Raw genomic sequence first — 26,189 nt, 5'->3', positions numbered from 1 at the left:
AAAAATTGTGCAGTGTCATAGTGTTGAAAAATAAAATGGTTAAGGGAATCTTTGTGAATGTTGTTGCGCTTTCGCGTGGGCGATTCATGATTTTATCAGCGGTTTCTCGGTTTTATCAGCGATTCTCGGCTTTTTATCAGCGGTTTCTCGATTTTATCAGCGATTCTGAGCATTTTATCAGCGATTTTCTCGGTTTTATCAGCAATTCTCAGCATTTTATCAGCGGTTTCTCGGTTTTATCAGCGATTCTCGGCTTTTTATCAGCGGTTTCTCGGTTCTATCAACGGTTCTCAGCATTTTATCAGCGATTTTCTTGATGTTATCAGCGATTCTCGGCTTTTTATCAGCGATTTTCTCGGTTTTATCAGCGGTTTCTCGATTTTATCAGCGATTGGCATTTTGGAGCATCGGGCCGCTACGTTTGCACTTCGATTTCGCGCAGATACATTCGTGTTGGCCTAAGCAGCTTATCGGGCGCCCCAGTAAAGCGCCCAGTCGGAACGGAAATCACTCCCCCGTTTTGTCGAAGAGCCATACTTTAGTTAATGTTAATTTGACACCTTCATTTCATCGTCACAATAGTTTTTCAACAACATCACGCTGCACATTTTATAACATAAATATTGTGCAGTGATTACCTAGGTCTACACGACGAAATTATTTACAATGGATGTATGACTTACAAAGGGGTGTAGTGTATGGCGGAATTGAGGTTAGAGCATATTTATAAAATCTACGATAAAAATGTTCAGGCTGTCACCGATTTTAATTTACAAATTCACGATAAGGAATTTATCGTTTTTGTCGGTCCGTCTGGCTGTGGGAAAACAACAACATTGCGAATGATTGCGGGCTTAGAGGATATTTCAAAAGGTGAATTTTATATCGATGATGTACGGATGAATGACGTTGAGCCAAAAGATCGTAGTATCGCTATGGTATTCCAGAGCTACGCCTTATATCCACATATGTCTGTATACGATAATATGGCATTTAGTTTAAAGCTTCGTAAGGTCGATAAAAAAGAAATTGATCGACGTGTGAGAGAAGCTGCTAACATATTAGGCTTAGAAGATTACTTAAAACGGAAGCCCAAAGCGTTATCAGGCGGGCAACGTCAGCGCGTAGCTCTCGGTCGTGCTATCGTGCGGGATGCCAAAGTTTTTTTAATGGATGAACCGCTCTCCAATTTGGATGCCAAGCTACGTGTACAAATGCGTGCTGAAATTCAGAAGCTCCATCAACGTATTCAAACGACAACTATTTACGTTACACATGACCAAACTGAAGCAATGACTATGGCGACTCGTCTCGTAGTTATGAAGGATGGTCTTATTCAGCAAATTGGCGCACCAAAGGAAGTTTATGATACCCCATATAATATGTTCGTTGCGGACTTCATCGGCTCACCTTCTATGAATCTTTTCCAAGGTCATTTAACCGATACAACTGTAATACTCGGTGAGCATAGCTTCCCTATTCCTTCAACATATTTAGGGGTATTGAAAGAAAAAAACTATTTAGGCAAGGATATTGTACTCGGTATTCGCCCTGAAGATTTACACATTATAGCATCCGATTCTCCGTACACTTTCCGTACAACAGTAAACGTTGCTGAACTGCTCGGCGCAGAAACTTTCCTCTATGCTTCATTAGCAAACCAAACATTTATTGCACGTGTTCATGCTGATAGTACTTTACAGCCTGCCGATGTAGTGACATTAGCCATGAAAGAAGAAAAGATTCATTTTTTCGATCCACTTACAGAAGAACGTATTTATTAGGGAGAACTTAGGCGATATGAGTCTGGCATCGCCTAAGTTCTTTTATTTCTTTCGTGTATTAACCTTTTTATGCAGTCCTTGAATTGCTGTACGTGTAGAGTCCAGATAATCAATTGTTTGCTCATAGTTACTCGTTGCTACGCACATAAATAAAATATCAATTACATGGAGCTGCGCAAGACGTGAGGAAGTTGCTCCGCTTCTAAAGGCCGCCTCTACATTCGGTGACGTGTATAAACAAATATCCGCCAAGCTTGATACGAGCGAACTACCATAGCGAGTTAAACTAATTGTTGTTGCAGGTGTTTCTCGGGCAATTTCAAGAATTTTAGCAACTTCATGTGTTTCACCAGAAAATGAAATACCTATTACCACATCCCCCTCTTCTGCGTTTACAACCGCTGTAGCTCCTAAATGTAAATCCATGAACGCCTTACTATTCTTATTAATTCGTAAAAATTTCTGGTCTGCATCCATTGCTGTAATACCAGATGCACCGACACCAAAAAAGAAGATTCTGTTTGCATTTGATAATGCTGATACCGCACGTTCCAGCTCTACCGCATCAATCAAATCCGCTGTTTGCTTTAAAATCTGACTACTTTGCATCGTCACCTTTTCTACAATGGACCGTAATGGCTCATTCGGTTCAATATCATGATCATCTGTTTTTTCTCGTTGCAAATCACCAGCAATACGTAACTTTAGCTCCTGAACACCACTGACATTTAAAGATTTACACAAACGAATAACAGCCGCACTACTTGTATTACTTGCCTCTCCCAATTCAACAGCTGTCATTTTAATAGCCTTTGATGGATGCTCTAAAATATAGGACGCCACCTTCTTTTCGGATGGTGGTAACTTCTCCCGCATTTCCGCAAGCATAATCAATCCAGCATTTATTTTTTCCATTCCCATCAACTCCGCATTTTATTATGTATGTATTGTAACTTGACGAACAATTACGCAAAAGCGCTATAGAACCCGAAGTAAAAATAAGCGATCCACCACTTTTTTGCCCGATGGATTGAAGCGACCACAAGGATGTAGCACTTTAAGTTAAAAATCTATAATTTCCTTAACAATAAAAAAGTGAATGGATGCATCCACTCACCCTTTCTCTTAGTCCTTCTTGAGCTCCACTGCCATACGCACATGACCTTCCGATTGTGCTAATAATCTCTCAGCTGTATCTAAAGTCGTTTCTGTGAGTAACATTACAATGGCAAGCTTCACTTGAAAATGAGTCTGCTCTAAAATTCCCTCTGCCTGTTCATAGGATACACCCGTTGCCTCACAAACAATCTTTTTAGCACGCTCACGTAATTTAAAATTACTTGCATGGACATCTACCATTAAATTCTTATATACTTTTCCAAGCTTAATCATCGATGTTGTCGTAATCATATTTAGTATTTGTTTATGAGCAGTCGCAGCCTTTAGCCTTGTGGAGCCCGTTAAGATTTCAGGTCCCGTAATGACTTCTATTGCAATATTTGCATAGGCACCAATGACCGATTGCGGATTACTGGCTAAACTTATTGTGCGTGCCCCTATTTGCTGTGCATAAACTAATGCACCTTTGACAAAGGGTGTCCTACCACTCGCTGCAATCCCAATGACAACATCCTGTGCACTTAGCTGCTGTTTCTTTAATTCCTCTTCCCCTAGAGTATAGTCGTCCTCCGCACCTTCTATGGCAACCATTATTGCGTCTGAACCCCCCGCCAATATTGCTTGCACGAGCTTTGGCGATGTACTGAATGTTGGTGGACATTCCACTGCATCTAATAAACCTATACGCCCACTTGTCCCTGCACCTACATAAAATAATCTCCCGCCATTCTTCAGCGCATTAATGACGACTTCAATTGCTTGTTCAATTTCAGGTAGCACCTTTGCAATGGCTTGCGTTATTTTTAAATCATCTTTATTCATCAGCTGTACAATTTCAGCAATTGACATTACATCTAAATTTGCTGTTTCTGGATGATAATCTTCTGTTGTTAGTTTTGTCATTCGTTCCATCGAAGTCAAATCCCTCCTCCCCTATTTGTTAATGTTGCTCATCCAAGTTTCCTTTACGATTTGCTGTACTGACTTCGTGATTAGAATGCCCTCACTAATAAGCCCTTTTACAAATGCTCCGATTACAGGTGGTACCTCGGGTTGAATGAGTCGATTGTTAATAGCTACTTGCTGCAATTTCTCTTGAAAACAGTTAGTAAAATAACTACTTTCAAATAAACCACCACAAGTGACAATAGGAAAGCTTTTGACTTTGGGCTCTTTCTGAAACATCGTTAGCAGTAATTGTGCTAAGCAGGTAATGGCACGTTCTATAATAATCTCCGCTGTTTTATTACCTTGTTCAGCTAGCTGTAACACAGTTTGGACAATGGAAGCAATCAACACCCGTGGCTGTGCATGCTCGTAGATGAACGTAATGATTTCAGTCGGATCTTTTAGCACTAGTTGCTTTAAGATCGCCTCTGTAAACGCATCTCCATCTCGGCCAAATGCATCATAATGCTGTGCAATAACACGTAATGCTTGTTGCCCAATATAGTAGCCACTACCTTCATCTCCAAATAAATAACCCCATCCACCTACCCGGCTCACACGATTATTCTTTTGAACACAATATACAATAGAGCCAGTTCCCGCAATAAGGACAAGCCCTTCATGTGCAAATGTACCGCTAGTAAGTGCCGCTACCGCATCATTTGTAACATACACCTTGCAGGATTCAGATGTAAAAAATAACTCCATCCATTTATGCCAGCGTACTAAATCCTCCTGACGATCCCCACCTGCTATACATAAAAAGGTAGTCGAAACATCCGTCCTCGTTGCCCCAACCTTTTGGAGTAATCGCGTTAGTAATTTCATCATTTGCTGTCGTACTTCTTCTGGTGGCGTTGATTTTATATTTGCTCCTGCTCCTTCAACGGTAGCAAGTACTTCACCGCTTCTAGTACCTATAACTGCACGGGTTTTCGTCCCACCACCATCTACACCAATAATGTATTGTTTATTTAATAGCACCAGCCGTCAACCCTTCCATAAATTGCTTAGAGGCAATAAAGAATAAAAGTATCATCGGCAATGACGCAAGTGTTAGGCCTGCAAAAAGCGAACCCCAATCAGCCGAATGTTCCCCAAAAAGAGACATCATCCCAACCGGAATTGTACGCTTCATCTTATCTGTAATGAAAATAAGGGGGAAGAAAAAGTCATTCCATGCGGCAATAAAATTAATGATGACCACCGTCCCAAGTGCTGGTCTCATTAACGGTAATACTACATGCCAGAGCACCCTTAAATTCCCCGCTCCATCCATACGTGCAGCCTCCTCTAGCTCATAGGGCATCGTTTTAAAGAAACCTGTTAATATTAACATCGTCAGTGGAATGCCTGTCGCAGTATTCATCAAAATTAGTGACCATAAGGAATTAATAAGTCCTAAATCACGCATTAAAATGAAAAGAGGTACAATCCCAAGTTTAATCGGAATCATCATCCCTAATAGGAAAATAAAAAATAGCGCCTGATTCCATGAAAATTTAAAACGCGCAATATAAAAAGAGGCCAATGAACAAACAACGACAATTAATACAACAGATACAATACTCACAAAGGCACTGTTCATAAAATACGTTGTAAATGGAATCTTTGACAATAATGTACGGTAAGTATCTAAGCTAAAGCTAGTCGGTAAGCCCAAAGGATTTTTATAAATGTCCACACTCGTCTTAAATGACGATAAAATCATTAATAAAATAGGATATAAGCTGATCGTTGCCACCGCAAATACAACAATATAGTAAAATGGCCGAGCCCAAATTGCGCCTTGCTTCATTTGCTCACCCCTTACATTTGTACATCTTTTTTACTCGTAAAACGTAAAAATACTGTTGTGCAAATTAAAATAAAGAAGAATAAAACCGTTGCTAGCGCTGACCCTAAACCAATGGCCGTTGCGCCTGAGGCTGTTGAGCTACCAAATGCCAAGCGGTAGAAGAATACAGCTAAGGTGTCAGTGGAATAATATGGCTCTCCCATTGAGCCCTGCATTGCATAAACAAGCTCAAAAGCCTCAAATGATTGAATAAATGTTAAGACGCCCATGATCATAATAGAAGGAATCATCAACGGCAGATAGATTGTACGTAATAATGTAAAGCCTTTTGCACCGTCTAGCTTCGCGGCTTCGATTAGTTCACTTGGTATCCCTTGAAATCCAGCTAAGAAAATCAAGACACCAAAGCCAAGACCAAACCAACAATTTACTAAAATAATAGCGATTAAAGCTGTCTTAGGATCACCTAACCATGCCTTCTGTAAGCTTTCCAGACCTATTTTCTCCAAAATAACGTTCAACGTACCGAAATTGGGATTTAAAATGAGTTTCCATAAAAATCCTACAACAATAACAGATAGTAATCGCGGCAAGAAGAAGGCCGCCTTAAAAAATTCTGCTCCCTTTATTTTTTGATAAATGATAAACGCTAGGAAAAAGGCTAAACCATTCATCACAATCATTTGTAAAACGAAATACAGTGCGTTATGTTTGAAGGCATTCCAAAACATCGATCCATATGGTTCTGTCGTAAACAATGTCACGAAATTTTGAAATCCAATAAAATTACCTCTCGTCATCCCTTTCCATTCAAAAAAACTATAGGATAATGCAGCTATAATAGGATACAGTACAAACATTCCGTAAATAATCAATGCAGGAATTGGAAAAAGATGAATGGTCCACTTTGCCCAAGTTTTTTTCTTTTTAGTCGATGAAGCTGTAGTTATGTTCATTATCGGACAGCCTCCTTTGAAGAAATTTAGACAGTAAGACCCCAGCTTCTTCCTTCGAAGTGTTCGTGGGGTCAATTTTAGTTATCTACTTAATTGAAGATACACATCTATCAAGGAAAGACAGTTCTATTTTTGAAACGGTGTAAACCATGTTTTGGCGTTTTCTTGCACTTTTTTCGCTACCTCTTCTGGTGTTACCTGACCTAAATACATGCCTTGTAACTCACTTTCGAGCAAGCTCTTTGTTGTCGGATCGCCACCTGTAAAATTTGTAACCCACATATACGGTGTTGCTTCATTTTCGGTGGATTTGCTAATGTCATTTAATAATGCATTGTCAGAGGTAATACCAGGAATTGCACTAATCATTGAAAATTCCTTTACAAATAGCTCTCCAAATTCCTTCGTTGTTAAAAACTCTAAAAATAGTTTAGCCGCATCCTTATGTTTCGAATTTGCATTAATAGCAAATGAACCATCTACCCAAGTCGTCACTGTTTTATTACCAGCCTTTGATGGTATCGGGAAGTAACCTAAATCTAAATCTGGATTCATTTCTAGCACAACTGGAATTTCCCAGCTACCTAGCGGGAACATAGCTGCATCACCTAATGCAAATAATGTACGAATATCATCCATCCCTAACCCTTCTGAATTTGCTGGGAAGTATTTTTTCAAGTCATTCATCACCTGTATAGATTCTATAAACTTCGGATCTGTAAAGTCTTTTTCTCCCGCAAGTACTGCTTGATAGAAATCATTTCCTTCATAAATAGCAGGACCTACAATGCCGTGCAGCAACGACAATAACCAGCCTTCTTTAGTGCCCATTGCAATCGGCGTAATACCCTTTTCTAGCAATTTATCATTAAGAGCTATGAATTCATCCCAAGTAGTAGGTATTTCTAAGTTATTATCTTTAAAAATCTTTTTATTGTAGAAGAATTGAGTGGAGCTCAAGTTAATGGGTACACCATACTGATTCCCTTCTTGATCGCAGGAAGCTATTAATGCTTCTTCAGGATATGCATCCAAACCTTTTAAGCCAGTAATTTTTTCCACATAACCAGCCTCAGCAAGCTTTAATCCTGCAGCATACGGACGTAAATGAAAGATATCTGGACCTTCACCAGCTTGTAATGCTGTGTTTAACACCGTGTTATATTCCGTATTTTTGGTTGGGTTAAATGCTATGTTTATGTCGGGATGTTGTTCATTAAATAACGCAATGACTTTTTCATATTTGGCAACATCCTCTGTACGCCAACTCCCTATCGTTAATGAAACTTTCTCTGTATTTCCTTTATCCTCTTTATCAGGCGTTGTAGAGCTTGTTGATTTCTTATCTGAGGAACAGCCTACTAATGCCACAACGAGTAACAAAAGGAACAGGAACAACCATTTGTTCATTTGTTTCATAACAGCAAATCCACCCTTCATGTAATTAGATTTTCATAGATCATCGTATGAAGTTTTTCTCTAATTCCCCTTATGTTCGTATTTCTTCCATAATGAACAGCGTTTGTAAGTAAAATAACAAATGCCTTTTTGACAGGATCCATCCAAATACTTGTGCCAGTAAATCCTGTATGCCCAAAAGAGCCCTTCGTCCACCCCCTACCAAAACAAAATGTTGAACGATCTCCATTCCAAACTTCAAAGCCAAGTCCTCTGTTATCTATTGTTTTCGTAAATGCCAGCTTCATCCACTCAACTGGTATAGTAGATTGCTGCGTTATGCCTAACCAATATTCCGCATACTTTGCTAAATCCTCTGCACACGAAAATAACCCTGCACTACCGGCTACTCCACCTAATAGTAGTGCTTTTTCATCGTGTACAATTCCTTGCACAAATTTACCTGCTACCATTTCTGTAGCTGCCGCTTCCCTCCTTTTCTGCTCGGATAGTCGAAAACTTGTATTATGCATACCCCACGGCTCGAAAATCTCTTGCTCTACAAAATTTTGAAAAGGCAGACCTGCGACATTTTCGATCGTCTTCCCTAATAAAATCATCCCTATATCACTGTATCGTACTTTTTCATTTGGCTGTCCTATTACATCACAAGCCAAAACCTCCTGCATAATATCACGCTGCTGGTGTCTTTTAACAGATGGCTCTAAGCCTGCCGGTAGCCCAGAGCTATGTTGTAATAAATGTTGTATTGTAATGTGCGGGAATCTAAAATTCGGTAAATGTTTTTGTACTGAATCCATCAAGTTCAACTTGTTCCTACTAATTAGTAAAAGAATAGCTGGTAATGTGGCGACAACTTTTGTTAAGGATGCCAAATCAAACAAAGTATTTTTGGAAATAATTTGCTTACTCAAATCCTCAGCTGTATACACTCCATAGCTTTTTGACAATATACGTCTATGCTGATGTTGGACAATAAGCACTGCTCCTGGAATTTCATTGTCCATCACTAAGCGATTCATATATGCATCTACCAAATAAACACCTCACATTTAAAATGACTAAATTTTCTGTAAATTACTAATATGATATAAAATATAATGACGAAAAACAACATAAATTTTAAAATATTTTTTCATTTTGAGTAATGCTCTTTTAAAATGAATCAATACCATCAATCCTTATGTATAAAATGATGATTTCATGATAACTTATTTTGCGTACCCTTTAAACGCGGTATGATATGTACAATTAATTACACAATTTATTGCATAGTATATAGAGTAAAGGATGGTGACAACAATGGTGGATAAAGAGAAATCCTTTGGTCATTCTGTTGATTTAGATTTCATCAAGAACAATGTGTTTGGCATTACCGATATCAAGCGAGGCAATCGTTTAAACGAGATTTTAGAAACATATGAACATGGTGCTAACGACTTTTACGTTGTACAAAGTACACAACAAAAAGGCAAAGCTGTTATTGCTAACTTGGATTTTTTCACAGAGCTTCTTCGAGCAAAAGAACTATTGGATGCTATTCATGATGAGCATTTGCAAAAAGTGATGTTAATACGTAAAGATGATGAGGCAAAGATTCCATTAAAAGAGGCTCTAGGAGATGAAGATTTAGATTTTAATGAAATCATAGCAATGGCAGATCAATTTGATGAGGTTATCGACTAATGCCAGCTTGGTTAGATCGACTAGAGGCCGAATTACTAAAATTCCATACACACATTACTTTTTCTGAAAATGCACTAGAAGATTTTAAAAGCTTTGATTCGCATACAAAAAAAGTTGTTTTAGCTTTGATTGTAAGTCAAGCTAAACGTGGCGCTAATTTTAGACCTGATGGCAACGGTATTCGTTTAAGCGGTGAGCTGTCTGAATTTGCTAAAATAAAGCGAACCAGTACATCCTTGCGCATAGTGTATAGACCCGTAGTAAAGATTTTATCGCAATGCAAATCCTTGCTATCGGACCTCGTAACAGAGATAAAATTTATGAAATAGCTAAACAACGTTTAACCACATTTTACGCAGAATTGGAGAAATAAACACTTTTATACAACATCCAAAGTAGCCGTCGCACTCCGCTCACTGCAATGGTTATTTTTTATATAACCAAACAGTTGTAGGCTTCTTTGTAAGTAACCGTTAGTAAGACAGATTTGTACCCATCCTTTTCCATCTTAGCAAAAACACCTTTGATATTATCAACAGCTGTTTTCGCCCCTCTTGCAAGGTCTTGGCTTACGCTTGTCTCTGGCCAAACATGCACTGCGATACCAAATACCGCTAGACTACCAACCATTTGGTCTGTGCCCCCTAAAGATTTTGCAATATCAGATTCAGATTTTTTATTTGTTAAAAAATCTGCTGACTTGAGTATTGTAGTCTCAAGCATTAATACTTGTGCTTTTGAATACTTATCGGTAACAGGGTTGCTACCTTTTCGAGTTCCTAAAATTGCTGATGGCATAATATAATTCCTCCAATATTGTTTTTTTATTGCTAGATTTGGTTAACTATCTAACACTCTATAAAGGGCATTTTGATTATCAAACTCGGTTTCTGACAGGCCAATGGCGTTCAAAACCTCTATATTCCGCTGACTATTAGTTTCGATTAGTTCATTATTAGGAGTGGTGACGGCTACCTCTTTATTAGTTTCTATTAGGTCATTATTAACTTTAGAAGTTTGCTTTGATGCTGCTACTTTTAACTGTGCCAATGCTTCGTTAAACGTCATGTCCTTATCAGACAAATTGGCGTCACGTTGCCATTCATGTTGCGATTTATTATAGAAGTACCCTAATGAATTAAATACTTCTCGTATGGTTGTATCACGTGTATTTAAAATCTTTCTAAGCTCTTTTAATGATTTTTTACTAGCAATCAGCTCTGAAACTTTGTTGTCTTTCGTTAGCTCCAACATACTATTCACTCTCCTAATAATTTTTAATATATTAGAGTTTATATTAGCTGACTAATAATACTATCACTTTTTATTTATATAAATTTTTCTCTTTCAATAAGTTTTCTAATCGTATTAAATTTTCCTTGGAAAATCTGAAATGGTAAAATAATTGTAGTTACGAAAATTCAGAATACTCATAGGAAGGGGGGGTATGGTGAAAAGTGGGAAAAATAAGGTTTTGATTTTTGGTCTTTCTTTAATTGTTGTTGTGACTATTTCAGTTCTGATCCTTTTTAATAGGAATGAGATTATAAAATTGAAAGATATTTTTGTAGATGATGTTGGTGTTTCAAATGTAAGCAGAATTAACATTATTAGAAGTTCAGACAACAAAGAAATTACTCTGAAGGGAAAACAGGCGAAAGAATTTTTAGATACCCTTTTAAATACTGAATTGAAGCAAACAAAAGTAAGTGATAAAACAATTAAAGAGTCATTTTGGATTACGATTTTCAGAGAGAACGATGTAGCAGCGTTAGGGGTAAGAATGGATAATAATCTCCTTGTCGATGCCTATAGCTATAAAGGAAATAAGAATAATTCAAAATATTTTAAAGCAGAAAATGGTTCGATTTTTGATAAGACAGAAAAAATGTTTGAGTAAAAAAAGCTCTCGCTAGCGAGAGCTTTTTTTATTATTCGAATGGAATCCAACCAGTACTAGTTTTCACTCGGACAAGTACTCCTTTACCCGTAATGAAACGAATTTTATCTTTCGCATCAAGTGTATACTCGATGAACGGGAGTTTCAGTTCAACGTGAGTATACTTAGGGTTGTTTTTAAGGAAATCTCGTGTTTTACCTAATTCCCAATACCCGTTTTTCACCAAAGAATCTAATTCAGCTTTAGCGCTACCTACTAAACCAGAAATAATGCCTGCAACACCTGCTGCAATACCAGCTGGCGTACTTGTGACAAATGCTAATCCTAAAACGGTTGCGACTGGACCTAAAGCTGTAATCATCGAATTAGATTCTAACTTTACAAGTCCTTTTTCATAAATAACTTGTTGAGCTGTCATTACTTTCTCAACTTCTGAATAACTCAGTGTAAGATTTGCCATATACTCTCTTGATCCTGTAATTTTTGCCATTTTAAATTCCTCCATGTTTTGTTTTTTTGTCTTACACTAAGTAAAGAGGAATTTAAAACGATTTTAACAACCTATAAAAAAAAAAAAAAATGGCAATTTTAAATTCACCTTCGTAGAAAAGAAGAGCATAAGGGAAATCTGCTATCACTTGGGGTGATAAACTAGGCAGGGCCTAGTATTTCGGTATCCCCATAAAAAAGTTTATTTCTACATGTTTTCTATACAAACATTTATTCGTATGGACTTAACTTCATATGCTTCAATCACCCATGTATCGCATAGCCAATGCCCATCGATTCTTGCCATGTCCTAATTCTGAATGGATTTGATCCATCGCTTCCTTTGCAGCTGCATATAGTTACTTATCCTGTTCACGCAGAATCATAGTCTGCCACACATCCCATTTTTCTATTTTCCAACACACGATTCATATCTGTTTCTGCTCACTCGTCATTAACTGATCCATACGCTCACGGACATATGCATGCCTAAAACCATGACACCCTCGGTCAGCTTGCGTCACTCCAGCTCGTTTGCACGCTACATTTATACCATCCTGTACCGTTGAATAAGACACATTCACTATTCGCTCTCCAGGAGATTTGTTTGCCATCCAGCTTTCCAGCGTTGTTCCAAGCGCTCTGGTACATCCACCTGTCTAAAACGACCACCTTTTTCGATGGTCAAACACCAACCAATACCCCTGTCAAAGTTTTGAGCATCTGACATGGTATTAGCCATTTGCTTCTTGGAGTGAATACCAAGAACATATTAATAAAATTGATATAACGGCCGTACATCAATTTCGCCTTGGCGTAATTGGTACTGTCGCTTCGCTTTCGCACAGTAAACATTTGTTGCTGCCGCTACGTTTGCACTACGCCTTCGCACAGTAAATATTGCCGCACTTACACTACAAAAACTTTTGTTGCTGTCGCTACGTTAACACTACGCTTTCGCACAGAAAATATTTGCTGTATGAACATAAAAAAACCCGCTAGTAGAAGTTTCTACTAACAGGTCATCATTTAATTAGTTGGTTTTTTCAAATCCATATGTGCAGCTGCACTTTCAACTTTGGAACGTTTTAAGAAGAGTGCTAGCACAAGCGCAACCACTGTAAGGCATGCAGCAATTAAGAATGAGTGAGTAATACCATCTAATAAAGCATTTTGCATAATTTGATCTTGCATTTGTTGCATTTGCTCTGGTGTTGGTGCAGCACCTGACTGTACCGCATTTGCCTTCGCTTCTGCAATTAAATCCTGAGCGGTTGCTTTTGTACGGTTATTCATAATCGTTACCATCACAGCACTACCAATTGCCCCCGCCACTTGCTGTACAGTATTATTAATGGCTGTACCATGTGGGTTCATCTTTTGAGGTATTTGGTTTAAACCGTTTGTCATAATTGGCATCATGACCATTGACAAGCCGAACATACGAATCGTGTACATTGACACAATATACGTATAGCTTGAATCCATTTCTAATTTTGCTAACCCGAATGTTGCTAGTGTTGTAATGGATAAACCGGTCATCGCTAACACTCGCGGTCCAAATTTATCAAAAAGCTTCCCTGTAATCGGCGACATAAGCCCCATTAACAGCGCCCCAGGAAGCATCATTAAGCCCGCTTCAAATGGTTCAATGCCACGAATTGATTGTACATATGCAGGTGTTAAAATCATCCCTGAGAACATAGCCATGGATACGATAACAGAAATAGCCGATCCCAACGCAAACATTGGATATTTATAAATACGTAATTCTAGTAAAGGCTGATCCATACGTAATTGTTTTAATACGAAGATCATTAAGGCGATAAAACCAACTAAAATCGTGCCGTATACCCAAGGACTTGACCAGCCCTTGTCCCCCGCTGCACTAAATCCATACAGTATACCACCGAATGCTATTGTTGATAATAATACGGATGGGAAATCTAAATGAACTTCACGTGTTTCCATCACGTTGTCTAATTTCCAAACGGCAAACAATAAACTAATAACAGCAAACGGAATAATCATTTGGAATAGCATGCGCCAATCATGGTGCTCAACAATATATCCTGACAATGTTGGACCTATCGCTGGTGCCATAATCATGACTAAACCAAATATCCCCATCGCTGCCCCACGTTTTTCTCTTGGGAAGCTAGTTAACATGACATTCATTAAAAGTGGTGACATTGTTGATGCACCCGCCGCTTGCACCATACGACCCGCTAATAACATACCGAAGTTAGGTGCAAATCCAGCCATTATTGTACCGATCGTAAAGACTGACATTGCTGCAATAAATAAATGTCTATTTTTAAAGCGTGTTACAAAGAATGCCGAAGCGGGTACCAAAATACCACTTACAAGCATATATCCTGTCGCAAGCCATTGTACCTTAGAGTACGTTGTGATACCAAAATCTTTCATGATTGTTGGTAATGCAACGTTTAACAATGTGTTATTTAGAAAAGCAACAAAAGCACCCACAAATAAAATGGCAATCATGCCATAAGGGGGCTTTTTCATTGTTTGCTCACTATTCATTTTTATCCCTCAATTCTCTCTTGTTTTTTCGATAAAACTTATTTTATACTCGCAGTCTACTTTTTTCAACAAAAAAGAATATTTTTTCCCTAAACATTGATATATAAGCGTTTTAGTTATAGAATGATAGTATAATAATTTCAAAAAGGTGAGGTTATGAACAAAAGAAAAAGACAAATAATTACTGCTGCTCGTGAACTTTTTATCGAAAAAGGATTCGTAGAAACATCCATTAACGATATTATTAGTGCAGCTAAAATTTCAAAAGGTACATTTTATAATCATTTTGCTGCCAAAAATGAATGTTTAATCGCTATTCTAGATGAAGGGCGCGAAGAGGCAAGCAATCGTCGACATGAGCTTCTTTACGGAAAAGACCCGACTGACTTAGAAGTGTTAACACAGCAAGTTGCCGTGCTCATGTATGTCAATCGGGAGCACAATCTAATTCAAATTTTCGAGTCGATTACCTCTTCTCGTGACAAAGAACTTAAAAAGATTATTTTGAACTATTACTTACAGGAGCTAGAATGGCTTGCTAATCGTTTTGTACAAGTTTTCGGTGAAGAAATTAGTACACTGAGCTATGAATGCGCTATACAGGCACTCGGAATGATTAACCTTTCATTACGAGCAGTTTTAATTTCGGATTTCCAATTTATTAGTCGCGAAACAATTGTCCGTGTAGCATTGCGTAATATTAAAGCAATTATTCCTGTAATGTTAGAATCCAAAGAAGTCATTATAAACGTTGAAATGATTAACGCTATTCAAAATGTGGTGAACTATCAATCGATTAACAAGGAAATGATTGCTAAACAATTGCATGGATTTATGAAGGAATTGCCGAAGGATGAAACAGTTGAGGGCTTAGAATACACTGAATTTTTGCTAGAAGAATTACAACGTGAGAAACCAAAGCTTTTCATCATCGAATCACTACTTACTCCTTTCAGAAAAGCATTCGTCGGGACGGGACATGCTGCTGAAGCACGCGACATCGCCAATAATTTATGGCGCTATGTAAAAATTGAGCATCCATCAGAGAGATGTATATAGTTAGGCGTGTTAATTGGGGAAAAATAGGTTTTGCTAATGTATTTCTATTTTAACTAGGGCTACTCGACTCCCGCAGAAAAGCGAGTAGCCCGTAGCGGAAATCAGCCTCTTCGAATGTCTAGAAATGGTTAATCAACACACCTGGTATATAGTAAAACACTTAAAGGGGCTATCTAGAAAGTTTCTTTCTAGATAGCCCCTCAATTAATATGGAATTTATCTATTTATTGCTTATTTGACGATCTTTTGGCCCTATCCAAAAGCCAATCACAATACTGGCAGCCACTACAAGAAAAGGTGCATACAAAATTATAAATTGATTCATTATAGTCCCTCCCTATACATGATGATCACGTTTACCGCTAGCATAGTCACGATCAAACACAAACCATTTCATTACTAAATATAGTGAAGGAATGAGTAGAACTAGCCCTCCAATAAACGCTATCACTAAGGCAACAGCCATTGTTTCGTTTGTAAAGCTGTCATAGACTGATAGGTACGGATACAGTAAATAAGGATAATGTGAAATACCATAACCGAAAAATGCAAATCCGAATTGTGCAACCATTAAAAAGACAGCTACTCCATAGTTTTTCTTTTTAAATAAAAGAATTAGTGTGATAAAAAAGAGAACACCTGATATTGCGAAAAGCCACCACAGATTTAACATATTTTCATAATGCTCAGGCACATGTCCCTTTAACGCCACCATAACTCCTATTACACTTATGACGAGCGGTAACGACCAACCGAGCGCATACTTTCTCATTAAATTAGAAGCATGTTCATCTTGCGCTCTTTTCCCATACCAAGTTAAGAAGACAGCCGAAATATACAAAACCGCCATTATACTTAATAGCACAACAGACCAAGTTAACGGACTTGTGAAAAGTTTAGCAATTTGTAAGTGTGGCTCATCATTGACAATGTTCACGAACCCTCCCTCAGATATCGTTAATACAATAGAAAGGGATGCTGGTATGAATAAACCAGTAATTCCATACATCAATGTATAACCGATGTGTATACCATTCGAACTGTAAGATTCAAATGCATAATAACTACCTCTAATTGCAATTAATATTAATGAGATACTGACCGGCACTAGCAAAATTGTGCCATAATAGTAAGCCGACTGAGGAAAGAACCCTACTATTCCTACAAAGAAAAATACAAGGAAGACGTTTGTAATTTCCCACACCGGAGATAAATAGCGCTTAATGACATTTGCCAATATACGGTCTTTCCCAACCATGACACTATAAGCATTAAAGAAGCCTGCTCCAAAGTCTATGGATGCAACAATGACATAGCCAAAAAGAAATAACCATAGTACTGAAATTCCTAAGATTTCTAAGCTCATTGTCCTTCACATCCTTCCACTTGTTTATGTTCTTCAATTTCACGTTCGATTGGATTGTTACGGAACATACGAATAAGTGCTACGACACTTCCTATTGCTAATACAATGTAAAGCCCTGCAAATAGTATTAGCATAGTATCGACCTGACCACTTGTTGTGGCTCCTTCCTCCGTTTTCATATAACCACGAAGTATCCAAGGCTGACGCCCTACTTCCGCAAACCACCAGCCTACCTCAACAGCAATAAGCGCTAGTGGACCACCTGCCACTACTATTCTCTTAAAGCTTTTTGAAGAAACGAACTTCCATCCTCGCCACTTACCTAGTACATAAATAGCTGCAACGACTATTAAGAAAATCCCGATTACTACCATGATGTCAAACAAATAATGGATGTAAAGTGGAGGTTGTTCATCCTCAGGAAATTGATCTAAACCTTTTACTTCTGCAAAAGGATTATTATGCGCCAATACACTCAGTGCGTACGGTACTTTAATGGCATATTTTACTTCTTCTCCATCTAATACACCAAATAGTACAAGCGAAGCATCCTCTTTTGTTTCAAAATGCCATTCAGCAGCAGCTAATTTTTCAGGTTGATATTCAGCTAAATACTTCCCAGAAAAGTCACCTACGATCAGTGCTGCTAGCGAAAATACTAATCCAAGTTTCATTAATAGATGTAACGATTTTTTATGATACACATGCTTCGATCCTCGCAGCATACGATAAGCTGCGATAGAAGCTAATAAAAATGCTGCCGTCATATAAGATGTCACTAATACATGCGCTACCTTCGTTGGCATTGCAGGATTTAACATAGCAAGTACAGGCTGAATATTCACAAGCTCCCCATCTACAAGATCAAAGCCTTGTGGTGCGTTCATAAATGCATTCACAATCGTAATAAAAACGGCCGACATAGAAGCACCAATAGCTACTGGAACCAATAATAATAGATGTCGCTTTGGATTTTTGAATCGATCCCATGTATATAAATAAAGCCCTAAGAAAATTGCTTCCACAAAGAACGCGAACGTTTCCATAAACAACGGCAATGCTATAACTTGACCAGCCAACTCCATAAAACTTGGCCACAGTAGTGATAACTGCAATCCAATAGCAGTACCAGTCACAACACCTATCGCTACAGTAATGACAAACCCTCTTGCCCATCTTCTTGCGAGTAGTAAATAGTGTTCGTCATTATTTTTTAATCCGACCCATTGAGCAATCATTATCATTAAAGGTATGCCAACGCCAATCGTTGCGTAAATAATATGGAATGACAATGTTAACTCTGTTAAGGCTCGACTCCATATTACAGCTGAATCATTCATTTAATTTCATCTCCTATGTACCAAAAATTCTTCCAACTAGTGAAAGAAGCATTATCCCAGCTACAAAAAAACTCATAATTATTAGCTTTTTCTCCTGTGATTTATAGGCAACAACTTTTTGTTTTTTAAACATCATCAATCAACCCCAATTTTAATCGCTGTCGTTAAAATGAGTACGGCTACAATACATTGCAAAATTTTCGCTTTCTTTTTTACCTACTTTTGTGCCAAGCGGAGCCGTCAGTCTTTATGGTAATGAAAATGCCGCTAAGGCAAAAGGTGGCGGTATAGATAGCGGCATTGCGTATTTAATGATTGAACCGCGTATTCCCAACATACCGGATACAAAAGATCCAACGCATCCCGTCAGGAAAATCGCAATTAAAAATGTTATATCCACTGCGCTTGCATCTCCTTTTATTCATGTGCTTTCAGTATAGTCCCGCTGCTTTTTCAGACATATAGGGGTTTTCCACTATTAGCTTTCCTCACTGTGACAATATTGCAAATTACTTTGAATAAGAAGAACAAATATGCTAAAGTGCTACATCTGGCGCGAGGGATCGAAGCGACCTCGAGGTACAAAAACATTTGTTGAATGAAGATAAAAAAAAGACCACTCCTTGTTCGAGTGATCCTGTAACCGGTCTAACATCCTTTTGGCATATAATATTTCGATAAAGCTCCCGCTTCTTACAACAATGAGCTATTACATATAGTTATTTGCAAGCCCATACTGAATAAGCTCAGCTTTATTACTTAAATCAAGCTTTTGCATAATATTCGATTTATGATTTTCAACCGTTTTACTGCTGATATATAGCTGTTCAGCAATTTGGACATTCGTATACCCTAGAACTGTTAACCTCATTATTTCCTGCTCACGCACAGTTAAAATGCATTTATCTTCATGCCCTTTGTGTTCAAACAATTTATTAATCTGTTCCTGTGGAATACCAACGTTATAATATACACGACCACTTGATACAGCATGGATAGCCTCATAAAGGACCCCACCTTGACTATTTTTCAAAATATAACCATGAGCTTCAACAGCAATCGCTTTTTGAATATAAGCAACTTCATTATGCATTGTTAACATAATAATTTTAACGTTGGGCATTTGTTTATGAATTTCTTGAGTAGCCGTAAATCCATCTAATCCATTCGGAATGGATACATCCATCAAAATGACATCTGGTTCTAATGATATTGCCTGAGTTATCGCCTCTGCTCCATCACCTGCTTCACCTACAACGTCTACATCTTTATAATTTTCCAATAAAAGAACAAGTCCTTTACGGATTAGCACATGATCATCTACTACTAAAACACGAATCATCTATAGTCATCCTTCCAATTAGGTACTTGAATACTAATTTTTGTACCTTTATCGTAAGCAGAAGTAATATTAAAAGATCCGCCTAACAAAGTTATTCGCTCCTCCATATGTTTTAAGCCAAGTCCTTCTTTCTTCACGAGCTGTAGATCGAATCCTACGCCATTATCTTCTATATAGAGCGCTAAATCTCCAGCTTTCTTTTCGAGCCGAATAACGACCTTAGAAGCCTTTGCATATTTAACAATATTGTGTAAAGCCTCTTGTACAACGCGGTAAATATTGATTTCTACAGATGGATGGCAACGTTCTTCAAAATCCGTTTCGAATACTATAGAAATACCGGGATGAACCTTCTGCACTGAATCTACAAGTGTACCTAATGTAGGTGAAATCCCTAACTGGTCAATGCTTTGAGGGCGGAGCTGATAGGAGTACAATTTAATATCATTCATTACTTGCCCTAGCTCATTGCGTACTTCTTCAATATACGTATTTAGCTTTTCATTATCTTTGACATAGGATTCTATCGCTTGCAATGCAACAGAAATTGTAAATAGCGATTGGCCAACGCCATCATGTAATTCCTGCGCAAGCCTTTTATGTTCTTCCTCTTTCGCCTCAATCAGCTGTTTAATAATCAGTTTTGAAATCCGAGCCTCTTCTTCCTTTAACTGTAGGGTTTGATCGCGCAGTACAAGCAGAAACTCTTGCTCGTTTGTTTTACTGTCTGTATACATCAGTGCTGTGCTAATTTCAACATCTATTTTACAACCATGATACGTAAGCATTTTCGATAAAAAATAGGGAACCTCATTATGTTCTATTAAATAACATGTATGTTCTGTTGGAGACTTTTGGCGATTTTCACAAAATGAACAAAAGGGCACTCGATTTCCTAATTCCCATCCCGTTAATCTCATCGCTGATGGATTCATCATTAAAATTTCACGATTGTGATTCATAATGATGATGCCGTCTTGAATGTATTGAAATATTTGCTGTAAATATTTATTTTTTAACTGTTCTTTCTCCAAGCTAAACACACTCCTGGCTTAAAATGAAGGCCCACCGAAAAATACGTTTCTTATATTTCTTTGAAGTTACCTTCCTTTAAGTTTACTTGTTACAATCAACACTTTGCCCTATATTATATCTTCTATCAAGGTATAACTCTTCGCTTCATGTTCTGATTTCCAAATGATGAGAACGCTCATATTTTTTTGGATCATCGCCATAACATGTGATTGATTTCCGTTCCGACTGGGCGCTTTCCCGGAGCATCCGATGAGCCCCCAGCCTCTAATCCAATTAATATATGGCATACGTTTTACCAAATGTCATCCCTAACTTTTGGTAATGAGCCAAAAAACTATTATTTACAATTAAATTTCAACACAAAAACAGTACCTTCTGCTCCTGATTGGACACTAATGGTACCATTGTGTAAATCAATTAACTGCTTAGTAATTGCCAATCCTAGACCTGTACCCGTTGTATCATCAGTCGTATTAGTACCTCGATAATAGCGTTCAAAAAGATTATCTAGCTCTTCTTGCGGAATGCCAGGACCTTGGTCGGCAATTGTTAGCATAATGCCCTTGCCTATATTTTGCGCTTCTACATTTACCTTTGTACCAACAGGAGTATATTTTTTAGCATTCGTAATTAAATTATCTAAAATGCGCTTTAATAGAAGCTCGTCCGCTTCGAGCACAACATCCCCATAAACCTTCACAGACACCTGCTCATCTGCAAATTGAGGTAACCACGTGTTGAGTGTCAATAACACTTTTTCAATCTGTATCGCTTTATTTTTTAATTGATACGTATAGGTTAAGTCTTGTATAAGGGCATCCATATACGTCGCCTTCTCCTGCATCGTATTCGCAAAGATACGCATTTCTTCCTTTGTCCACTCATAATCTTCTGAAGCAAGCATTGTAGAATAACCAAAAATAGAGCTTAACGGTGTTTTTAAATCATGCGATAAGCCTGTTATCCACTCCTCACGCAATTGCTCTGCATGCTTAATTTGCCTTTCATTAAAGGATAGACGTTCCGATAAATTATTGAGGGATTCATCCACTGGCTGAAATAATTTATATTTCCTCTTCAGCTTCCCTGTCTTCCGATGATGAATTTTTTTATCTCTTACTGCACTGTAATCAAACTGTGTCAGTCGCTCAATACGAGATAGTACATAAACAAGCGGACGAACAAATTGACGGGAAACGCTAATCGATAAGAAGGTAACCCCTATTAACACTAAAATATGTCCACCAAAGAAGATGGAAACAAATAAAACCATCGCTTTAGTAAAAGGTTCATCAAATGGCTTATAGGATGGATTAGGCATGCGTACAACTAATGTCGAGCCATCCTCTAAAGCTGCACTTTGCGTAAGCTCTTTATGCTCAAAAATATCGTATTTCTCTTCTAGTAACTGAGGTTTATGTAGCTTTTTATAGCCCTTACCAATGACTCCTACACGGTCCCACTGCTCGTTATAGATTTCAACAGAAGCCTTCTTATCTTGTAAACGCTGGAGCAGTTCTGAAGAAATCTCCTCTTTTTCCTTCCAACTCTGATATACTTCCTCAAAAAGTGGTTGGACAGGTGATGTCGGGAGGAATAGCAAATAGTATTTAGGAATCTCCCACGTGTGCATTCCTGGACGTTTAAGAGCAATGATTTCGTTATCTGTCATTCCACATAGTTCACAACTATCTCCCGTGTAATCAACGATGTCCATCGATTGATCGAACAAATATAATTGCCCTGCGTTCTCCTTCGCTCGCTTCACTAAATAATCAGCAAGCTTAATAGATCCTCCTTCTTCTACGACAGCATCATCTTTTATTTCAGAAGAAGTCATGATATGAATATTGTCACCAACATGACCATTGATAAAGATTGCAAAAAATATCAAACTAATAATAAAGCCTGAAATGATTAGTAAATAAAATACGATGAAATAAGACACGAAACGAAGTGATAATTTTCCAGCTGGCTTCATGATTGAACATCTCCAACTAGTTTATAGCCAATCCCCCTCACAGTTATAATGCAAGTTGGTTTACCAGGATTCTTTTCAATTTTTTCTCGCAGTTTTCGAATATGAACCATCACTGTATTATCATCAAACAAACAATCGCCCCAGACTCGCTCATAAATTTGCTCCTTCGATAATACTTGCCCTACATTTTCACACAAAAATTTCAATAAATGAAATAATCGCCCACTAATAATTTCCTTTGTATCATTAACAGTTATCTCTGCTGCATCGATATCAAATGTAAAGCGACTACATGTAAATAAATGACTTTCTGGCACACGCTTTTTCTTTATATATCTTGCAAGCTGTACTTTCACCCTTGCAACAAGCTCAAGTGGATTAAATGGCTTCGTAATATAATCGTCTGCGCCATTCATAAAACCACGAAGCTTATCTGCATCACTACCTTTTGCTGTTAAAAAGAATATAGGTGCATCACTTTGCTCACGAATCATATTCGCCATATCAAGCCCACTACCGTCTGGAAGCATAATATCTAAAAGGTAAAAATCAAAAACCTTATTTTCAATTTTCTTTTTTGCTTCTTGAACAGTGCCGCAGAGTGTAATGTTTAAAAATCCTTCTTTTCTTAATATAATTTCAATCATTTCCGCAATTGCATGTTCGTCCTCTAACACTAAAATTGAAGCATCTTGCATTCTCTCACCTACTTTTAAGATTACTTTAAGGTAGTCATTATTCCACCATAAGTTATTCCAACTATACTATGTATAAGATAACCAATTAAGGAGATAAAACGCAATGACAACAAACCGTGTTACTTTCATTGATACAATGCGTGGGTTTAGTTTATTTGGCATCTTAATGGCGAATTTGTTGATTTTCCAGTTTGGCATGTACGGTAATGATGAACTAAAAAATCTATCCACCCTCGATAATGGGGCCTTGTATTTTGTAGAAATTTTTATAGAAGGCTCATTTATGCCGATTTTTACCATTTTATTCGGCTTCTCTCTTATTAAACTGATTGAGTCTATTCGTAAAAAAAAGGATAAGAGTCGATGGTCTATTTTACGTCGTGCAACAGGGTTAATTGCCTTAGGATGGCTCCATTCATTTTTATGGGATGGCGATATTTTATTTTCCTATGGATGCATGACTCTATTTTTAATCCCATTTATTAATCGCAAACCAAAAACATTATTTGTTTGGGCTGGTATCTTATTCTTACTTACAACAGCCTTATCATTCGGTTCTGCAACCGAATCCGAAAAAGAACAAAAAGAGATGGCAACTTTTATTGAGAAAGCCAATGATGTGTATGCTAATGGAAGCTATTTAGAAATACAGGATTTTCGTTCAAATGTTCTCCCTCCTGGAATGGATGATCCTGCTTTCATATTCATTCTTCTCATTATTGCACCAGTATTTTTTGCTTCATTATTCCTCTTCGGTATGGGGCTCGCTAAAAAACAAGCTTTTGTAAATATGGAGGACGAAAAGAAATGGTATAAGTTAGGTGCCTTGCTCGTTCCAATAGGGCTAGCTTGTAAAAGTTTAAGTTTTATAGAAAGTAACTTTTCTGGCATGTTGATGATGGGTGGTTCTCAGCTACTGTCAGTTGGCTATGTCTGCCTTGCAGCTTTATTATATAAAACTCGCCCAGTACAACTGCTAGCTCCTGCTTTCGAGAGTGTCGGTAAACTATCATTAACCAATTATCTAATGCAAACGATCATTTGTACAACAGTATTTTACGGATATGGTCTAGGCTTATTCGGCAAGCTAGGCGTGTTCGGCGGTATTTTATTTGGAATCGTTTTGTATAGCTTACAATGTGTTTTCAGCCTTGCCTATTTAAAGAGATTTAAACGCGGACCATTTGAAACTGTACTGCGAGTTTGGACGAATTGGTCTTGGAACGGACAGCTTAAAATCAAACAGAAAGGAAGTACTATACATGGATAGTGACTCCAAAGAGGATTTTACAGACACATGGTGGTTTTTAGGCATCTGTGCTGCTGTAGCTGCAGTCTTAACACTATTTGCATTTTAATAAGCTAATACTTCACTCAACTTGGGAACACCTATACAACATATTGGAATTCGTTTTCACCTGCCCCCTACTGTATACTAGTACTACATAATATACAGCTTAGGGGGCGTTTTGTTGTTACAGCGCATTATTATCACTGGCTATAGACCACATGAACTAGGAATTTTCAATGACAAGCATCCTGGCATTGCCATCATCAAAAAAGCACTCGAAGAACGTCTACGTATTCTGGTTGATGAAGGGTTAGAATGGGTAATTATTAGCGGGCAGCAAGGTGTAGAATCGTGGGGTGCTGAGGTTGTTCTGATGTTAAAAAAAGAATTTCCCCATTTAAAATATGCTGTGATCACTCCTTTTTTAGAGCAAGAAAAAAACTGGCAAGATCCTAAAAAAGAAAAGTATCAATCATTAGTAGCTCAAGCAGACTTTGTCACTAGTGTAACGAAAAAGCCATACGAGGCGCCGTGGCAATTTATCGAAAAAGACAAATTCATTATTCAAAATACAGATGCTCTACTGCTAGTTTATGACGAAGAAAATGAAGGCTCCCCGAAGTATATGAAGCGTCTAGCAGAAAAATATACGGAAACACACGACTATACAATTTTAATGATTACGGCTTATGATTTACAAGTTATTGCAGAGGAAATGCAGCAACAAGATTGGTGAGAAATATTGCTATAATTTTCTGGTAATTATATACTAGAATAAGTAGACATATGCAGTTGGAAGCGTTTATCTAAGCACTTCGCTTGTTGCTTCACTACCCTTTGTAGCTAATATCCTAAAAGGAGCTGTTAACATTTTGAATAAAAAAATCGAAATGATTCTTGAGCCTTCGCCGGTGAATGTTTCTCACGATACGTACCGCAGAGAATGCAGATATACACGCGGGATTCAAATTGAAGAACAAGAATTTAAAGCTATTTTAGATACAATGTCTGACGATTCACGCTTGTATTTTGATTTCCACAATCCACGTAAAGAGATTAACAAGGGAACATATTTAAATGGACACTCCGGGTTAGCACGTAATATCTACGATTACTATAAAACAAATTACAGCATTGAGCTTACCGAGCTTATGAACGGTAAAGATTTTTATGTAAAAATAATATAAAGGGAAAGCGGGCATTCAAAGAGGCTGGGACAAAACTAGCTGATAGTAAAGAAAAAAGAGAAATCGATGCTGTTTGATTTCTCTTTTTTCTTTACCCTATTTCTCTGTTAATGGCAGTATATTTCCGGAGATTTACTGCCTTGAGAACTTTTATAGACTAACTTTTTCGATTTATTGACCAACTTTTTCGATTTATCACCCAACTTTCGAAAAATATCGACATCTACCTCCATGAAACACTATA

General features: G+C 37.7%; 28 protein-coding genes. 9 read left to right on the top strand and 19 right to left on the bottom strand.

Translation table 11 applies throughout. From position 1 onward, the window contains the following. Window positions 1-53 precede the first annotated feature (53 nt). Both QUF91_RS01910 and QUF91_RS01905 read left to right on the top strand, forming a co-directional pair. Entirely contained in the window at window positions 54-317 is a 264-nt protein-coding gene (locus QUF91_RS01910; RefSeq protein WP_289416654.1) for a hypothetical protein, read from the top strand. A 381-nt stretch (window positions 318-698) separates the two neighbouring features. Further along, on the top strand, window positions 699-1,784 hold the full coding sequence (locus tag QUF91_RS01905; RefSeq protein WP_289416653.1) for an ABC transporter ATP-binding protein: 1,086 nt from the start codon (window positions 699-701) through the stop codon (window positions 1,782-1,784). Window positions 1,785-1,826: 42 nt separating this feature from the next. On the opposite strand, the gene QUF91_RS01900 is transcribed toward QUF91_RS01905, so the two are convergent. The 7 genes from QUF91_RS01900 to QUF91_RS01870 all read right to left on the bottom strand — a co-directional run bounded on the left by QUF91_RS01900 (window position 1,827) and on the right by QUF91_RS01870 (window position 9,061). Next, on the bottom strand, window positions 1,827-2,699 hold the full coding sequence (locus QUF91_RS01900; protein WP_289416652.1) for a MurR/RpiR family transcriptional regulator: 873 nt from the start codon (window positions 2,697-2,699) through the stop codon (window positions 1,827-1,829). Between the two features lie 210 nt (window positions 2,700-2,909). After that, window positions 2,910-3,815 carry an N-acetylmuramic acid 6-phosphate etherase gene (gene murQ / locus QUF91_RS01895; RefSeq protein WP_289416651.1) on the bottom strand — a complete coding sequence of 302 codons (906 nt, stop codon included), beginning with the start codon at window positions 3,813-3,815 and terminating at the stop codon, window positions 2,910-2,912. Between the two features lie 21 nt (window positions 3,816-3,836). After that, complete coding sequence (locus QUF91_RS01890; protein ID WP_289416650.1) at window positions 3,837-4,835, bottom strand: N-acetylglucosamine kinase; 999 nt, start codon at window positions 4,833-4,835, stop codon at window positions 3,837-3,839. Further along, window positions 4,822-5,649, bottom strand: a complete 828-nt coding sequence (locus QUF91_RS01885) for a carbohydrate ABC transporter permease (RefSeq protein ID WP_285395690.1) — start codon at window positions 5,647-5,649, stop codon at window positions 4,822-4,824. The genes QUF91_RS01890 and QUF91_RS01885 overlap by 14 nt, the downstream gene beginning before the upstream one ends. Window positions 5,650-5,660: 11 nt before the next feature. Continuing rightward, window positions 5,661-6,605, bottom strand: coding sequence for a carbohydrate ABC transporter permease (locus QUF91_RS01880; protein ID WP_285395689.1), 945 nt, complete (start codon window positions 6,603-6,605; stop codon window positions 5,661-5,663). 126 nt (window positions 6,606-6,731) lie between these two features. Beyond that, window positions 6,732-8,045 (bottom strand): ABC transporter substrate-binding protein, encoded by a 1,314-nt coding sequence (locus QUF91_RS01875; protein WP_483308071.1) that lies wholly within the window; start codon window positions 8,043-8,045, stop codon window positions 6,732-6,734. After that, entirely contained in the window at window positions 8,042-9,061 is a 1,020-nt protein-coding gene (locus QUF91_RS01870; RefSeq protein WP_285395687.1) for a serine hydrolase domain-containing protein, read from the bottom strand. Before QUF91_RS01870 ends, QUF91_RS01875 begins: the two co-directional genes overlap by 4 nt. A gap of 265 nt (window positions 9,062-9,326) precedes the next feature. Here QUF91_RS01870 and QUF91_RS01865 point away from each other — a divergent pair, with 265 nt between their 5' ends. Continuing rightward, window positions 9,327-9,710 carry a hypothetical protein gene (locus QUF91_RS01865; protein WP_289416648.1) on the top strand — a complete coding sequence of 128 codons (384 nt, stop codon included), beginning with the start codon at window positions 9,327-9,329 and terminating at the stop codon, window positions 9,708-9,710. After that, entirely contained in the window at window positions 9,710-10,039 is a 330-nt protein-coding gene (locus QUF91_RS01860) for a hypothetical protein (protein ID WP_289416647.1), read from the top strand. The genes QUF91_RS01865 and QUF91_RS01860 overlap by 1 nt, the downstream gene beginning before the upstream one ends. A gap of 103 nt (window positions 10,040-10,142) precedes the next feature. Here QUF91_RS01860 and QUF91_RS01855 read toward each other — a convergent pair whose 3' ends face one another. Both QUF91_RS01855 and QUF91_RS01850 read right to left on the bottom strand, forming a co-directional pair. Further along, entirely contained in the window at window positions 10,143-10,508 is a 366-nt protein-coding gene (locus tag QUF91_RS01855) for a hypothetical protein (protein WP_289416646.1), read from the bottom strand. Window positions 10,509-10,550: 42 nt separating this feature from the next. Beyond that, complete coding sequence (locus tag QUF91_RS01850) at window positions 10,551-10,964, bottom strand: hypothetical protein (protein ID WP_289416645.1); 414 nt, start codon at window positions 10,962-10,964, stop codon at window positions 10,551-10,553. A 196-nt stretch (window positions 10,965-11,160) separates the two neighbouring features. Between QUF91_RS01850 and QUF91_RS01845 the strand changes: the two genes are divergently transcribed. After that, the gene (locus tag QUF91_RS01845) at window positions 11,161-11,610 is read left to right on the top strand and encodes a hypothetical protein (RefSeq protein ID WP_289416644.1); all 450 of its coding nucleotides are present in this window, start codon (window positions 11,161-11,163) and stop codon (window positions 11,608-11,610) included. Between the two features lie 31 nt (window positions 11,611-11,641). On the opposite strand, the gene QUF91_RS01840 is transcribed toward QUF91_RS01845, so the two are convergent. From QUF91_RS01840 to QUF91_RS01830, 3 genes are all read right to left on the bottom strand, one after another. Further along, window positions 11,642-12,100 carry a hypothetical protein gene (locus QUF91_RS01840; protein ID WP_289416643.1) on the bottom strand — a complete coding sequence of 153 codons (459 nt, stop codon included), beginning with the start codon at window positions 12,098-12,100 and terminating at the stop codon, window positions 11,642-11,644. Between the two features lie 427 nt (window positions 12,101-12,527). Continuing rightward, complete coding sequence (locus QUF91_RS01835) at window positions 12,528-12,683, bottom strand: hypothetical protein (RefSeq protein WP_289416642.1); 156 nt, start codon at window positions 12,681-12,683, stop codon at window positions 12,528-12,530. 445 nt (window positions 12,684-13,128) lie between these two features. Further along, on the bottom strand, window positions 13,129-14,646 hold the full coding sequence (locus tag QUF91_RS01830) for an MDR family MFS transporter (protein WP_285395685.1): 1,518 nt from the start codon (window positions 14,644-14,646) through the stop codon (window positions 13,129-13,131). 156 nt (window positions 14,647-14,802) lie between these two features. On the opposite strand from QUF91_RS01830, the gene QUF91_RS01825 reads away from it, so the two are divergent. Continuing rightward, window positions 14,803-15,705: a TetR/AcrR family transcriptional regulator gene (locus QUF91_RS01825; protein WP_285395684.1), complete on the top strand. Its 903-nt coding sequence runs from the start codon at window positions 14,803-14,805 to the stop codon at window positions 15,703-15,705. A gap of 220 nt (window positions 15,706-15,925) precedes the next feature. Here QUF91_RS01825 and cydS read toward each other — a convergent pair whose 3' ends face one another. From cydS to QUF91_RS01790, 7 genes are all read right to left on the bottom strand, one after another. Next, window positions 15,926-16,030, bottom strand: a complete 105-nt coding sequence (gene cydS / locus QUF91_RS28245) for a cytochrome bd oxidase small subunit CydS family protein (protein WP_481817430.1) — start codon at window positions 16,028-16,030, stop codon at window positions 15,926-15,928. Window positions 16,031-16,042: 12 nt separating this feature from the next. Further along, window positions 16,043-17,071: a cytochrome d ubiquinol oxidase subunit II gene (locus QUF91_RS01820; protein WP_289416641.1), complete on the bottom strand. Its 1,029-nt coding sequence runs from the start codon at window positions 17,069-17,071 to the stop codon at window positions 16,043-16,045. Next, the gene (locus QUF91_RS01815; protein WP_289416640.1) at window positions 17,068-18,411 is read right to left on the bottom strand and encodes a cytochrome ubiquinol oxidase subunit I; all 1,344 of its coding nucleotides are present in this window, start codon (window positions 18,409-18,411) and stop codon (window positions 17,068-17,070) included. The genes QUF91_RS01820 and QUF91_RS01815 overlap by 4 nt, the downstream gene beginning before the upstream one ends. A 709-nt stretch (window positions 18,412-19,120) precedes the next feature. Continuing rightward, entirely contained in the window at window positions 19,121-19,753 is a 633-nt protein-coding gene (locus QUF91_RS01805) for a response regulator (protein ID WP_285395681.1), read from the bottom strand. After that, window positions 19,750-20,787 carry a PAS domain-containing sensor histidine kinase gene (locus QUF91_RS01800; RefSeq protein WP_289416639.1) on the bottom strand — a complete coding sequence of 346 codons (1,038 nt, stop codon included), beginning with the start codon at window positions 20,785-20,787 and terminating at the stop codon, window positions 19,750-19,752. The genes QUF91_RS01805 and QUF91_RS01800 overlap by 4 nt, the downstream gene beginning before the upstream one ends. A 338-nt stretch (window positions 20,788-21,125) precedes the next feature. Continuing rightward, window positions 21,126-22,769 carry a sensor histidine kinase gene (locus QUF91_RS01795; RefSeq protein ID WP_285395679.1) on the bottom strand — a complete coding sequence of 548 codons (1,644 nt, stop codon included), beginning with the start codon at window positions 22,767-22,769 and terminating at the stop codon, window positions 21,126-21,128. Beyond that, the gene (locus QUF91_RS01790) at window positions 22,766-23,467 is read right to left on the bottom strand and encodes a response regulator transcription factor (protein WP_285395678.1); all 702 of its coding nucleotides are present in this window, start codon (window positions 23,465-23,467) and stop codon (window positions 22,766-22,768) included. Before QUF91_RS01790 ends, QUF91_RS01795 begins: the two co-directional genes overlap by 4 nt. A gap of 103 nt (window positions 23,468-23,570) precedes the next feature. On the opposite strand from QUF91_RS01790, the gene QUF91_RS01785 reads away from it, so the two are divergent. The 3 genes from QUF91_RS01785 (at window position 23,571) to QUF91_RS01775 (ending at window position 25,945) form a co-directional block, all read left to right on the top strand. Next, on the top strand, window positions 23,571-24,737 hold the full coding sequence (locus QUF91_RS01785) for a DUF418 domain-containing protein (protein ID WP_285395677.1): 1,167 nt from the start codon (window positions 23,571-23,573) through the stop codon (window positions 24,735-24,737). A gap of 202 nt (window positions 24,738-24,939) precedes the next feature. Beyond that, complete coding sequence (locus tag QUF91_RS01780; protein WP_289416638.1) at window positions 24,940-25,494, top strand: SLOG family protein; 555 nt, start codon at window positions 24,940-24,942, stop codon at window positions 25,492-25,494. 136 nt (window positions 25,495-25,630) lie between these two features. Further along, window positions 25,631-25,945: a hypothetical protein gene (locus tag QUF91_RS01775; protein ID WP_289416637.1), complete on the top strand. Its 315-nt coding sequence runs from the start codon at window positions 25,631-25,633 to the stop codon at window positions 25,943-25,945. Window positions 25,946-26,189: the final 244 nt, after the last annotated feature.

Source organism: Lysinibacillus sp. G4S2 (assembly GCF_030348505.1).
Taxonomy (GTDB): Bacteria; Bacillota; Bacilli; order Bacillales_A; family Planococcaceae; genus Lysinibacillus.
The sequence above is the reverse complement of the archived record's forward strand: the minus strand, read 5'-3'. Positions and strand labels throughout refer to the sequence as shown.